The following is a 13,141-nucleotide window of genomic DNA, read 5'->3' on the forward strand; positions in this document are numbered from 1 at the left end:
CGGGTGTGATGAAGAAAACTCTGGTTGCATATGTTGCGACGCTGATTGCGTTCCTGCTGCTCGACGGTATCTGGCTCGGCCTGTTGATGGCGCCGACCTATCGCGAACTGCTCGGTCCGCTGATGCTCGAAAAACCGTTGCTGTTACCGGCAACGGTTTTTTATTGCCTGTATGTTTTTGGCTGCGTGGTGTTTGTGGTGTTGCCGGCGGCGACCTGGCAGTGGGCGGCGAAGCGGGGCGCGTTGTTGGGGCTGGTGGCGTACGGCACCTATGACCTGACCAATTGGGCGACATTGCGCGGCTGGTCGGTGCAGGTGACGCTGATGGATTGGGCGTGGGGGGCGTTTGCTACTGCGGTGGCTTGTAGCGTTGGTTTTTTGTTGGCGAGGCGGTTGGGCAAGGTCTGATTCGAAATGTAGGTAAGCAATGCCGGCCTCTTCGCGAGCAGGCTCGCTCCCACAGGGGAACGCACTCCAAAGTGGGAGCGAGCCTGCTCGCGAATGGCGGCGCAGCCGCCAGCCATTCACCGCTGGCGCCGCTGAAGCACAAAGTGTCTTTTCCAGACGGCTTTTTCCGCCCGACTCATTGATAATCCTCGACACTGTTTTCTGACCATTGGATGGCCTGCCATGTTCTGTGTATTCGAGGTGTTGCGGTGAGTGTCGAGCGGCGCAATGCCGACAGATTTGCCCTACAAGTGATGATCGGCCTGTGCCTGATCTGGGGCGTGCAGCAGGTGATGATCAAGTGGGCCGCAGCGGACATCGCGCCGGTGATGCAAGCGGCGGGGCGCTCGGGAATTTCCGCGTTGCTGGTCGGCTTGCTGATCTGCTGGAAGGGCGGCTGGGGTCAGGTCGGCAACACCTGGCGCGGTGGTTTGCTGGCCGGTGCGCTGTTTGGTCTGGAGTTCTTTTTCATCGCCGAAGGCCTGCAACTGACCACTGCTGCGCACATGTCGGTGTTCCTCTACACCGCGCCGATTTTCACCGCGCTGGGTGTGCATTTTTTGTTGGCCAGTGAGCGACTGCGGCCGTTGCAGTGGCTGGGCATTCTGCTCGCGTTTATCGGCATCGCAATTGCCTTTGCCGGTGGCGTGTCATGGGACAACCTCGACCGCCGTATGCTGCTCGGCGATGCCTTTGGTGTTCTGGCCGGTGCCTGTTGGGGCGCGACCACGGTGGTGGTGCGCGCTTCGCGTCTGTCGGAAGCGCCAGTGACGCTGACCCTGTTCTATCAGTTGATCGTCGGCTTCCTCGGCCTGCTGCTGATCGCGCTGTTCAGCGGCCAGATCACTCATGTCAGCCTGACCCCCGTGGCGGTGGCCAGCGTGTTGTTCCAAGGCCTGGTGGTGTCGTTCTTCAGTTACCTGATCTGGTTCTGGCTACTGCGCCGATATCTGGCGGCCAACCTCGCGGTGTTCTCGTTCATGACGCCGCTGTTCGGCGTGACCTTTGGCGTGTTGCTGCTCGGCGAACAGTTGACTGTGAACTTCGTCATCGGTGCTGTGCTGGTGTTGCTCGGTATCACTTTTGTCAGCGCCGAGCAGTGGCTGCGTCGGCGTTTGCGCAACGCGCTGGGCCAGCGCTAGTCGATTGCATCGCCAGACCGCCGGCCATCAACAAACCGCTGCCGGCGATGACCAATGCCGGCTGCAAACCGCCGCTGAAATGGCTGCTCAATGCCGCCAGCAGCGGGCCGCTCAGTTGACCGACGGCGAAGCAGGCGGTGAGCATGCCGGCGTTGCGCTGAGTGGCGTGCGGTGCCAATTCTCGCGAGCGCTGCATGACCAGTTGCATGCAAGCCAGAAATGGCGTGCCGCACAGGATCACCCCCAACGCGAGGCCAATGCCGTTGCCCAGCAGGCAAGCGAACACACCGAGCGCTTGCAACCACAGCGTCGCCAACAACCAGTGACGAGTGGTTTCGGCATCGTGGCGCCGCAAGCTCACCAGCAACACCCCGAGCGCGGCGGCCAGACCGAAGCACGGCCAGAACAGATCGGCCAGCCATTGCCCGTGAAACTGCGCATTGGCCATTTGTGACAGGAAGGTCGCCGGAATGATGTAACCGACGCCGTACAGCGCGTAAATCACCGCCAATCGGCCGATGCCCCGATTCGATGGACTGACCGCCGCCACAGCAACTGTAGCCGTTGCGACCGGCGTTGGCAGCAGTCGCCATACGCCCAACATCATCACCAACGCAGCCGCCGCATAGATCAGCCACAACGTTGCGGATGTCTGGTTCAACAGATGTGAGACCAGCGCCAACAATCCTGTCAGAAAGATCCCCAGACCCGGTCCCGCAAAAACAAGTGCGCCCAGCCGTGGCCGACCTGCCGCTGTTGCCAGCGGCTGACTCAACGAAGTGATCATCACCAGCACCCACGCGCTCGCCACACCGGTGCCGAAGCGCAGCACGAGGTGTGACCAGAACCCATTGGCCCAGAACGACGCCAGGGTCAGCAGTACACACAACCACAAGCCACCGTGCAGGCGCCGCTGAGCCTGCTGCGGACGATGCGCGAACATCGCGTCCACCGCGCCGAGCAGGTAACCGAGGTAGTTGGCCGCCGCAATCAGACCGGCGGCCGTCAGGTCAATCTGGCCTTCGCTGAGCAGGTGTGGCATTTGCGGGGTGAGGGCGAAACGCCCGATGCCCATGGCCATCATCAAGGCCACGAAGCAGGCGGATAATCGAATAGGTGGCGACATGGTCGGGATTCCGTTGAAGGATCAATGACCGTCAGGCTAGGACTGATTGACTTTCTTTAAAATTGAATAATAGTGAGTAACTTGTTCTGTTATGGAGAAAGGTTGTGGAGTTCAGCCAACTGCGGATCTTTCAGGCCGTGGCCGAGGAGGGCTCGATCACCCGCGCGGCCGAACGCCTGCACCGGGTGCCATCGAATCTGTCGACCCGGCTTAAACAACTTGAAGAGCAACTGGGTGTCGAGCTTTTCGTCCGTGAGCGTCAGCGTTTGCAGTTGTCGCCTGCAGGAAAAGTCTTGCTGGACTACACTGGCAAACTCTTCGCCCTGCGCGATCAGGCCAGTGCGGCAGTGATGGGCGGCAAACCCGCCGGTGACTTCGCTCTCGGCACCATGTACAGCACGGCGGCGATCCACCTGCCGGCGCTGCTGGCGCAGTATCACAAGCGCTATCCGGCGGTGAATCTGCAAGTGCAGTCCGCGCCGAGCGGGGAGTTGCTGGAAGGGTTGCTCACCGGGCGCCTTGATGCCGCGTTGGTCGATGGCCCGCTGGAACTGGCCGGGCTCGACGGCGTGCCGTTGTGCGAGGAGCGGCTGGTGCTGATCACTGAAATCGATCATCCGCCGGTGCGCAGCGCACGGGATGTCGAAGGGCGGTCGGTGTTCACCTTTCGTCGCGGTTGTTCCTATCGCATGCGTCTGGAGGCGTGGTTTTCCCATTACCACGCGACGATGGGCCGGGCGATGGAGATCGAGTCCTATCAGGGCATGCTCGCCTGCGTGATTGCCGGCAGTGGTGTGGCGCTGATGTCAGAGTCGATGCTCGCCAGTCTGCCGGGGCGCGACAGCGTCGCGGTGCATCCGTTGGCCGAGCCATTCGTGGGTGCGACAACATGGCTCATGTGGCGCAAGGGCATGGTCGGCGCCAACCTCAACGCATGGATCGAGGTGCAGCAGGCTGTCTATCCTGCGGCTCCGATCGAAACCCGAGAAACAGCCTGAACCAAAGGCGGCGAACTCTGTTCAATTCAGTAACAGATCATTGCGGATTTGGCCGAGCATTGCGTAGGACTTCGGACTATTATCAGTGCGAAGCGACCTCAGAATTCCGGTCGCTCAGCACCACCCTGAAGGGGGCATGACGATGAAAGAGAAAATTCAAAACTGGCTGCACGACTTGGGTGTTGCCCTCGGCTTGATCGAACCGCCTCTGCAACCTGTTCCGATCCGCACCGATGACGAGCAGCGCCGCCGTCAACAACGGCGCCGGTAACGCCCCCGATCCGAGATCAAGGATTCAAGATCAAGAGATCGCAGCCTTCGGCAGCTCCTACATAAAATGGTGTAGGAGCTGCCGAAGGCTGCGATCTTTTGCTTTTAGTGACGGCTGATCTCCAGCAAAAACCGGCTCAAGTCATTCGCCGTCTTCGCGGTCTTGAGCATGCGATCTTCTTCGGCGGTGAACGCTGTCAGTCCGAATTCATCTTCCAGATGAAAGATCAGATCCTCGATATCGGCTTTCTCCAGGCCCAGTTGCACCAGACTGGTGTTGTCGGTGAATTCGCGGGTTTCCAGCAGGCGCCGGATATATCGGTGCACCGCGGCACGCACGGCAGCTCTTCTCATGGCAGATATTTCTGGTTTTTATTCTGTTTGAGTGAAGCAGGCTTCAGGCGTGGCCGCGCAACCACTCGTCAATCATCGAACGCAAATGCTCCCCGGAAAAACTGCCGAAATGCCCGCCATGCACGGTGCGGATCGGCAACGCCTGCAAACGCCTCAGACTGCTGGCGTAATCCTGCAGATCAGAGTGGTAGGCGTCTTCGATCAGCGGCCCGTCGTAGATGATGTCGCCGCTGAACAGGGTCTCAGTCGCCGCTTCATAGAGGCTGATCCCGCCCGGTGAATGCCCTGGTGTGTGCAGCACTTGCAGCGTGCGGTTGCCCAGATCGAGTACATCACCGTCTTCGACAAACCCGGTGGCCGGCGCAGCTTTGACCCGGTATTCGGCGTAGCACAACGGGCAATCCGGGTGCGCTTCGAACATGTCGTCACCGACGAAAGCGCGGCTCAAATCATTCTCGCCATCCGGCGCGGCCAGAATGTCCGCTTCGGCCGGATGCACCAGCCGTTCAGCAAATTCGTGATGCCCGGCGATATGGTCGAAATGGCAATGACTGGCCACTGCCACTAACGGCCGCTCGGTGATCCACGGCAATTGTTCGCGCAGGCTGACCAGCCCCGAACCACTGTCCAGCAGCAGATCTTTGTCGCGGCCCTGAACGTGCCACAGGTTGCAGCGGTAGAACGGGCGGATATACGGCTCATGAATCAGCCGAATGCCGTCACTCAGGTGCTGCACTTCAAACCACTGATCACGAGAAACTATTTTCATCAGCACTTTTCTCCAGGCGTAAAAAAACGGGTGTGGCAACCGACGCCACACCCGTCGAAGAAAGCATCAAGCCGTTACATCAAAGCTTAGATGGCACTGGCCACGGTCGCCGGGCGAGGGGAGACCAGGCTGACCACCACAAAACTCACCAGACCCACAGCCAGGCTGTAGTAGATCGGCGTGTTCGCATCCAGGCCGTCCTTGAACATGAACAGCAGTGCCGTGGCGAAGCCCAGGCCCATGCTGGCGATAGCGCCTGCGGTGGTTGCGCGTTTCCAGAAAATCGCACCGATCAGCGGAACCAGCATGCCGCCCACCAACAGGTTGTAGGCGAGGGTCAGGGCGCTGATTACATCGTTCACCACCAGCGCGATACCGAGAACCACGACACCGGTCAGCAGGGTGAACAAGCGGTTGATGCCCAGGCTCGACTGTTTGCCGCCGCGCAGTTTCGGCAGCAGGTCTTCAGTCAGCGTGGTGGCCGCGGCGAGCAGGCCGGCGCTGGCGGTGGACATCATTGCCGCGAGTGCCGCAGCGATCACCAGACCACGGATGCCGTCCGGCAGCGACAGTTTGACGATAGCGGCGAAGGCGTTGTTGACGTTGTCCAGATCCGGGATCAGTACGTGCGCGGCCATGCCGATCAGCGCGCAGGCCAGACCGTAGAGAATGCAGTAGATGCCCGCGATGCTGCCGGCGTATTGCGCGACTTTGGCGGTCTTGACAGTGAACACCCGTTGCCAGATGTCCTGACCGATCAGAATGCCGAAAAAGTAGATCATGAAGTAGGTGATGATCGTGTCCCAGCCGATGGTGGTGAAGCTGAAGGCGGTCGCCGGCAGTTTCAGCACCAGCTCATCCCAACCACCGACGCGGTACAGGCAGATCGGCAACAGAATGAACATCAGGCCCACGGTCTTGATGATGAACTGGACGATGTCGGTCAGGGTCAGCGACCACATACCGCCGATCGCCGAGTAGATCACCACCACGCCACCACCGACGAGTACCGAAACCCAGAATGGCAGGTCAAACAGCACTTGCAGGACGGTGCCGATCGCCAGGATCGAGGTCACGCCGATCATCAGTGCATAGGCCAGCATGATCGCCGCGCTCGCCGAGCGGGCCATCGGGTTGTAGCGTTTTTCCAGGACCTGGGTAACGGTGTAGATCTTCAGTTTCAGCAGCGGTTTGGCGAGGAACAGGTTCAGCGCAACGATGCCGCAACCCAGTGCCGCGCACAGCCAGAAACCGGAGATGCCATGCACGTAGCCCAGACGCACGGTGCCGACGGTGGACGCGCCACCGAGTACGGTCGCGGCCATGGTGCCCATGTACAGGCTTGGGCCGAGATTACGCCCGGCAACGAGAAAGTCCTCGTTGGTCTTGGCCTTGCGCATGCCGAAGTAGCCGAGCAAGAGCATGCCGGCGGCGTAGATGAGGACGACGAATAAATCCAAAGCCATGATGGCGTGTCTCCGATTGTCTTTTTTATGTGGAACGCTGAATCAGCTGTTTTTCTGTGGCGAGGGAGCTTGCTCCCGCTGGGTCGCGAAGCGGCCCTCAATAGCTTCATTGCGACTGCTGCGCAGTCGAGCGGGAGCAAGCTCCCTCGCCACAAAAACTCCAATCCTTCAAATTTTCTGTGTGGATCAGGCGGCCTGACGCAGTTCAGGTTTTTCTATGACTTGGCTACGGGCATCCTTCGGGCCGAACACTTCGCGCGGTTCCGGGAACAGGCTCAGCAGCGTCAGGTACACCACCGAAGCCAGACCGAGGGTCACCGGCAAACTGATGTCGATGCCGCCGGCCATTTCACCCAGCGGACCAACGAATTGCCCCGGCAGATTCACAAAGCACAAGCCAACCGCTGCGCTCGGAATCCACGCCCCCAGACCGCGCCAGTTCCAGCCATGCGTGAACCAGTAGCGTCCGCCCTGTTCGCCACGGGTGAACACTTGCAGGTCATCCGGGCAGTAGAAGCCGCGACGCACCAGCAGGCCGATGATCATGATCACCATCCACGGCGTGGTGCAGGTAATGATCAGCACGGCGAAGGTCGACACGCTCTGCACCAGATTCGCCGCAAAGCGACCGATGAAGATGAAAGCAATCGACAGCACGCCGATCAGCAGCGTCGCTTTCACACGCGACAGCACGCGCGGGAACACGCTGGACATGTCCAGCCCGGTGCCATACAGCGAGGTGGTGCCGGTGGACATGCCGCCGATCACCGCAATCAGGCACACCGGCAGGAAGAACCAGCTCGGTGACACTGCCAGCAAACCACCGACATAGTTGTTCGCCGCGATGTAGTCCGGCGCCTTGATCGCGACGATGGTCGCGGTGGTCAGGCCGAACAGGAACGGGATGAAGGTAGCGATCTGCGACAGCACCACGGCGGCCATGATCCGTTGCTTGGAGGTTTCACGCGGGATGTAGCGCGACCAGTCGCCGAGGAACGCACCGAAGGAAATCGGGTTGCTCATCGCCACCAGCGCAGCGCCGATGAACGCGGCCCAGAAACCCGGTTGACCGAGGTTCACCGTGCCGGCGTAGTTGACGTCGAAAGGACCGGCGAAGGCGAAGATGCCCAGCAGGAACAACAGGCTGGCGCTCCACACCGCGATCTTGTTCACCCACAGCAGAAAGCGGAAGCCGTAGATGCACACGGTCAGCACCAGAATCGCGAACAGACCATAGGCCAGGCCCAAAGTCAGGTCGGTTTCCGGCAGACCGATCAGGCGTTTCGCACCGCCGATCAGCGCATCGCCCGAACTCCACACCGAGAGCGAGAAAAACGCGATAGCGGTCAACAGCGATAGGAACGAACCGACGATCCGCCCGTGCACGCCGAAGTGCGCACCGGACGACACGGCATTGTTGGTGCCGTTGAGCGGACCGAACAGGCCCATCGGGGCGAGGATCAGCGAACCCAGCAGCACGCCCGAGACAATGGCCCAGACGCCGGCCTGAAACGACAGGCCGAACAGCACCGGGAAACTGCCGAGCACGGCGGTGGCAAAGGTATTCGAACCACCGAAGATCATCCGGAACAAATCCGTCGGGCCTGCGCTGCGTTCGTGGTCCGGGATCTGTTCGACCCCGTGGGTTTCAATTTGCGTAAGGCTTTGGTCGTTGTTGTTGTTGTTATTCATGATCTGCTCCGATCATAAAGGCGCGCTCATCGTGCGTGAGCGTCACCTGTTTTGGCTAAGGGGATGGCAGCCCTTCCGGCATTGCGGACAAATGTTCGTGGCAGGCCAGCCAATGGCCTTGTTGTTCTAGGCTCGACGTTTGTTTCTTGAAAACAATCGTCTCGCGCTCCTGGCTGAAGTGTTGCTCCCCTTGCATGCGCAGCTCGGTGGCCACGTCATGGATGAAAATCGCCACGTCACCCTGCAGGCTGACGAAGGCGTTGCTTGAGGTGCACGCCAGCACCTCGAAGCCATCCTCGGCGCGCCAGTTGTCCCACAAGGCCTGATAGGCATCGCGCGACAGCAGCGGCTGTTCGAGGGTGTAGAAGACGAAGCTGGCATCGGCGCTGAACGCGCCGAAGTAGGCTTCGCGATCGTTACGGGCGAAGGCAGCCACCAGTTCGGCGGCCGCTCGCAAAACCTGATCACGTTCGTTCATGACCCGATCCTCAGCGATGGACCACGCCAGGCAGTACGCAGAGCATTTCGTACAGCAGGTTGGCGGCCAGCAGCGAGGTGTTGCCGGTGGTGTCGTAAGCGGGCGAGACTTCTACCAGATCGCAACCGATCAGGTCGAGGCCCTGGCAGCCACGGACGATTTCAATTGCCTGAATGGTCGTCAGACCACCGATTTCCGGGGTGCCGGTGCCCGGTGCCCAGGCCGGGTCGATGCCGTCGATGTCGAAGCTCAGGTACACCGGACCGCCACCAACTTTTTCGCGCACTTCGGCCATCAGCGGGGCCAGCGACTTGTGCCAGCACTCTTCGGCCTGCACCACGCGGAAGCCCTGATCGCGGCTCCAGTTGAAGTCGTCAGCGGTGTAACCCTGCGCGCGCAGACCAATCTGCACGACGCGGTCGCAGTCCAGCAGGCCTTCTTCGACGGCGCGACGGAAGGTCGTGCCGTGGGCAATCTTCTCGCCGAACATGTGATCGTTGACGTCAGCGTGGGCATCGATGTGCACCAGACCGACCTTGCCGTGCTTTTTATGAATCGCCCGCAGAATCGGCAGGGTGATGGTGTGGTCGCCACCCAGGGTCATCGGGATCACGTTGTGCTCGAGGATGTTGTCGTAGGCTTCTTCGATGATGCGTACGGCGTCGAGCAGGTTGAAGGTGTTGATTGCCACGTCACCGATATCGGCGACCGATAGCGAGTCGAACGGCGCAGCGCCGGTGGCCATGTTGTACGGGCGGATCATCACCGATTCGGTGCGGATGTCGCGTGGCCCGAAGCGGGTGCCGGGGCGCAGCGAAGTGCCGATGTCCAGAGGCACGCCAACGAAGGCAGCGTCCAGGCCGGCAGCGGTCGGTACATGGGGGAGTCGGAGCATGGTGGCGATGCCGCCGAAGCGCGGCATTTCGTTGCCGCCCAGTGGTTGGTGAAGAATCTTGTCCACGGGTAGGGCCTCATCGTCATTGTTTTATTTATGTCGGCGCACCGTTGAGCACAGGTTCGGACGCCGCTGTGGGGCCGATGATGCGAAATGTAGTGCGGCGGAAGAATCGCTACGGACAAAAACTTAGTTCAGATTTTTCTAAACTAATGGTGGGGCGCGAGATAGACTCTTCGGCCATGTATTGATGGCCCTGTGGCGAGGGAGCTTGCTCCCGCTGGGTGGCGAAGCCGCCCCAAAACCACACGACTCGGTACACCTGATTAACTGTATTTGCCGCGTTTGCGACTGCTTCGCAGCCGAGCGGGAGCAAGCAGCCTCGCCACAGGGATGTGTGCGCCGCCCATGACCTGCGTATCTGGAGTACTTGATGGCCAACGCTTTACCCGACCTGAAACTATTGCGCATCTTCGTCAGTGTCGTGCGGCATCAGGGTTTTGCCAACGCGCAGCAGGAACTCAACCTGTCGACCTCGGCGATCAGCACCTACATGAGCCAGCTCGAAGCCGCGCTCGGCCTGGTGCTGTGTCATCGCGGGCGCGGCGGCTTCAGCCTGACCAGCAAGGGTGAGCTGTTCCATCAGGAAACCCTGCGCCTGCTCGCCGAGCTCGAAGGTTTCGAGCAATACGCCGCTGCGCTCAAGGGCGAATTGCGCGGCACGCTCAACCTTGGCGTGATCGACTCCACCGTCAGTGACAAGGCTTTGCCGTTCGCCGAAGCCATCGGCGCCTACAGCCAGGAACACCCGGCGGTGCATTTGCATTTGTCGGTGATGAGCCCGTACGAACTGCAACTCGGTGTGCAGGACAACCGCCTCGATCTGGCCATCGGTGCGTTTTCCACGCGCATGAGCGGCCTGGTCTACATGCCGCTGTACCGCGAGCAGCACTGGTTGTATTGCAGCAGCCGCCATCCGTTGTTCAACGAGCGGCGGATTCCCGAGCAAGTCATCACTCAGCAACGCATGGTCGGTCGCGGGTACTGGAGCCAGGCGGAACTGGCGCGTCATGGTTTCAAACACAGCGCCGCCACCGTGGAAAGTATGGAGGCGCAGCTGATTCTGGTGTTGTCCGGCGCCTACATTGGCTACTTGCCGGAGCATTACGCTCAGGCTTGGGCCGACAAAGGTGATTTGCGCGTATTGCTGCCGGCGACGTTCGGTTATCAGGCGCCGTTTTCGATGATCATGCGCCGTGGTCGTAGCCGCGAGCCATTGATTCAGACCTTCCGTGATTTGCTCAAAGCACAGCTCAATCAGGCGTAGCTTGTAGGAAACAGAAGTATGTCCAGACCCCAATGCCCGCGCTGCCTGCGCCCCCAAACCCATTGCCTGTGCCCGCTGATCCCGAGCCTCGACAGCCGTACGCGGGTGTTGCTCTTGCAGCATCCGAGTGAGGTCAACCACGCGCTTAATACTGCGCGGCTGGCGGCGCTGGGCTTGAGCAATGCCGAGCTGATCGTTGGCGAAGTGTTTGAGGATTTGCCGGCGCTGCTCAATCAGCCAGGGTATCGGGTGCGGTTGTTGTTTCCGGCTGATGATGCGCAACCGATGCAGGCTTACGCTGAGTCCGATGAACCGTTGTTGCTGGTGGTGCCGGATGGGACCTGGCGCAAGGCGCGCAAGATGTTGCACCTCAATCCGCTGCTGGCGGCGTTGCCGCGGGTGACGCTGGCTGAGGGCGGCGTGTCGCGCTATCGCTTGCGCAAGGCGCCGGGGCCGGGGGCGTTGTCGACCATCGAGGCAATCGTGCAGGCGTTGCAGACGCTGGAGCCGTCGGCGTCATTTGAACCGTTGCTCAAGCCGTTCGAAGCGTTGATTGAAGGGCAGATTGCGGCGATGGGTGCAGAGACGTTTCAGCGTAATCATGGCGATAGATAGTCATCGTTTGTGCCGGCTTCTTCGCGAGCAGGCTCGCTCCCACATTTGATCGGAGGTACACACAAACGCTGTGTTCACAACAAATCCCCTTGTGGGAGCGAGCCTGCTCGCGAATGCGTCAGATCAATCTACGCAATTTCGCAGTGTCTAGCGTTCGCGCATCGCCTCGGTCCGCGCTTTCAGCACGGGTTTGAGCAGGTAATCCAGGACACTCTTTTCCCCGGTAATAATGTCCACCGTCGCCACCATCCCCGGGATGATCAGCAGCGGTTTCACATCCCCGCCCAGATGGTTTTTATCGGTGCGCACCTGAATCAGGTAGAAGCTGTTGCCCTTGTCATCGGTAATCGTGTCCGCACCGATCAACTCCAGCTTGGCGCTCAGCCCACCGTAAATCGTGTAGTCATACGCACTGAACTTGACCATGGCTTTCTGGCCCGGATGCAGGAACGCGACATCCTGCGGGCGCACTTTTGCTTCGATCAGCAAGTTGTCTTCCAGCGGCACGATTTCAACCATGTCGCTGCCCGGTTGCACAACGCCACCGATGGTGTTGACCTTCAATTGCTTGATCACCCCGTGCACCGGCGAGGTCACGGTGGTGCGGGTGACGCGGTCGTCGATGGCGATGCTGGTGGCGGTGATTTTCGACAGATCGGTGCGTTTCTCGTTCAGCTCTTTGGCCGCTTCCGAGCGGAAGGTTTGCTCCGACTCATCGATCTTGCTGCGGATCTCGGCAATTGCCGATTCGGCGCGGGGAATCGCCAGCGTGGTGGCGTTCAGCGAGCCACGGATTTCCACGGCACTGCGTTTCAGCCGGAGGATTTCCACGGGTGACACCGCACCGGTTTTTACCAGCGGTTCGGACATGTTCATCTCTTGCTGCAACAGCGCCAGGCTGGAACTGAACTGGCCCTGTTTGGAACGAAACTCGGCGAGTTCCTGAGTCTTCTGCCGCAGTTGTTCGCTAAGCGTGCGCTGCTCGCTGGCCAGTCGGCGTTGGCGCTGTTCGTACAGCGAACGTTCGTCTTCGGCGACTTGCGGTGCCTTGGCTATCACCTCTGCAGAGAGCTTGAACGGCCGACCTTCGGCCTCCGCCGACAGCCGTTCGACCTGCGCCGTCAAGGCATAACGATCAGCCTCGCTCTCGCCCTTATTCGAGCGAAAGCGTGTGTCATCCAGACGCAGCAGGGTGTCGCCCTTGTTCACCATCTGCCCTTCGCGGACGAAAATTTCGGTGACGATCCCGCCTTCAAGGTTCTGGATCACCTGAATCTTGCTCGACGGAATTGCCTTGCCTTCGCCCATGGTCACTTCTTCGAGCACGGCGAATTTGGCCCAGACCACCGCGCTGATCAGCAGCGCTGCCGCCAGCCACACGGTGATTCGCGACCAGCGCGGTGAGTCCTGCAAGGAAGCACCGGCGGTTTCCGGCATGAATTCGGCTTCGGCGCTTTTGCCGAAACTGTCGAAGTAGCCGCGTTCTTTCGAAGATGAAGCTGACATGCGGCGATACCTCTCAATCAAGACAAACCAAGTCAACGCGAACCTGTGGCGAGGGCG

The 13,141-nt window shown here is 60.3% G+C and carries 14 protein-coding genes; 6 read left to right on the forward strand and 8 right to left on the reverse strand.

Annotated elements, in window-relative coordinates:
- Positions 1-8 precede the first annotated feature (8 nt).
- Both BK670_RS21070 and BK670_RS21075 read left to right on the forward strand, forming a co-directional pair.
- Positions 9-407: a DUF2177 family protein gene (locus BK670_RS21070; protein WP_123452577.1), complete on the forward strand. Its 399-nt coding sequence runs from the start codon at positions 9-11 to the stop codon at positions 405-407.
- Positions 408-655: 248 nt separating this feature from the next.
- A complete protein-coding gene (locus tag BK670_RS21075) occupies positions 656-1,588 on the forward strand; it encodes a DMT family transporter (protein WP_123452579.1) in 933 nt (310 codons plus the stop codon).
- On the opposite strand, the gene BK670_RS21080 is transcribed toward BK670_RS21075, so the two are convergent.
- Positions 1,533-2,714 carry an MFS transporter gene (locus BK670_RS21080; RefSeq protein ID WP_123452582.1) on the reverse strand — a complete coding sequence of 394 codons (1,182 nt, stop codon included), beginning with the start codon at positions 2,712-2,714 and terminating at the stop codon, positions 1,533-1,535. The two genes, BK670_RS21075 and BK670_RS21080, sit on opposite strands and share 56 nt — an antisense overlap.
- Positions 2,715-2,818: 104 nt before the next feature.
- On the opposite strand from BK670_RS21080, the gene ptrR reads away from it, so the two are divergent.
- Positions 2,819-3,712, forward strand: coding sequence for a putrescine utilization regulator PtrR (ptrR, locus tag BK670_RS21085; protein WP_123452584.1), 894 nt, complete (start codon positions 2,819-2,821; stop codon positions 3,710-3,712).
- Positions 3,713-3,854: 142 nt separating this feature from the next.
- Positions 3,855-3,983, forward strand: coding sequence for a PA1414 family protein (locus BK670_RS30000; protein WP_007914492.1), 129 nt, complete (start codon positions 3,855-3,857; stop codon positions 3,981-3,983).
- Between the two features lie 104 nt (positions 3,984-4,087).
- Here BK670_RS30000 and BK670_RS21090 read toward each other — a convergent pair whose 3' ends face one another.
- The 6 genes from BK670_RS21090 to speB form a co-directional block, all read right to left on the reverse strand.
- Positions 4,088-4,336, reverse strand: coding sequence for an acyl carrier protein (locus tag BK670_RS21090; protein ID WP_123452586.1), 249 nt, complete (start codon positions 4,334-4,336; stop codon positions 4,088-4,090).
- A gap of 43 nt (positions 4,337-4,379) precedes the next feature.
- Complete coding sequence (locus tag BK670_RS21095; RefSeq protein WP_123452588.1) at positions 4,380-5,105, reverse strand: MBL fold metallo-hydrolase; 726 nt, start codon at positions 5,103-5,105, stop codon at positions 4,380-4,382.
- A gap of 86 nt (positions 5,106-5,191) precedes the next feature.
- Positions 5,192-6,571 carry a sodium:solute symporter family protein gene (locus BK670_RS21100; protein WP_123452591.1) on the reverse strand — a complete coding sequence of 460 codons (1,380 nt, stop codon included), beginning with the start codon at positions 6,569-6,571 and terminating at the stop codon, positions 5,192-5,194.
- Positions 6,572-6,757: 186 nt separating this feature from the next.
- A complete protein-coding gene (locus tag BK670_RS21105) occupies positions 6,758-8,263 on the reverse strand; it encodes a purine-cytosine permease family protein (RefSeq protein ID WP_123452593.1) in 1,506 nt (501 codons plus the stop codon).
- Between the two features lie 55 nt (positions 8,264-8,318).
- Positions 8,319-8,741 (reverse strand): YybH family protein, encoded by a 423-nt coding sequence (locus BK670_RS21110; RefSeq protein WP_123452595.1) that lies wholly within the window; start codon positions 8,739-8,741, stop codon positions 8,319-8,321.
- A gap of 10 nt (positions 8,742-8,751) precedes the next feature.
- A complete protein-coding gene (gene speB, locus BK670_RS21115; protein ID WP_003222717.1) occupies positions 8,752-9,702 on the reverse strand; it encodes an agmatinase in 951 nt (316 codons plus the stop codon).
- 367 nt (positions 9,703-10,069) lie between these two features.
- Here speB and BK670_RS21120 point away from each other — a divergent pair, with 367 nt between their 5' ends.
- Both BK670_RS21120 and BK670_RS21125 read left to right on the forward strand, forming a co-directional pair.
- The gene (locus BK670_RS21120; RefSeq protein WP_007956593.1) at positions 10,070-10,963 is read left to right on the forward strand and encodes a LysR family transcriptional regulator; all 894 of its coding nucleotides are present in this window, start codon (positions 10,070-10,072) and stop codon (positions 10,961-10,963) included.
- An 18-nt stretch (positions 10,964-10,981) separates the two neighbouring features.
- Complete coding sequence (locus BK670_RS21125) at positions 10,982-11,578, forward strand: tRNA-uridine aminocarboxypropyltransferase (RefSeq protein ID WP_123452598.1); 597 nt, start codon at positions 10,982-10,984, stop codon at positions 11,576-11,578.
- Positions 11,579-11,725: 147 nt separating this feature from the next.
- On the opposite strand, the gene BK670_RS21130 is transcribed toward BK670_RS21125, so the two are convergent.
- The gene (locus BK670_RS21130; RefSeq protein WP_123452600.1) at positions 11,726-13,084 is read right to left on the reverse strand and encodes an HlyD family type I secretion periplasmic adaptor subunit; all 1,359 of its coding nucleotides are present in this window, start codon (positions 13,082-13,084) and stop codon (positions 11,726-11,728) included.
- Between the last annotated feature and the right edge of the window lie 57 nt (positions 13,085-13,141).

Source organism: Pseudomonas fluorescens, assembly GCF_003732425.1.
GTDB lineage: Bacteria > Pseudomonadota > Gammaproteobacteria > Pseudomonadales > Pseudomonadaceae > Aquipseudomonas > Aquipseudomonas fluorescens_BE.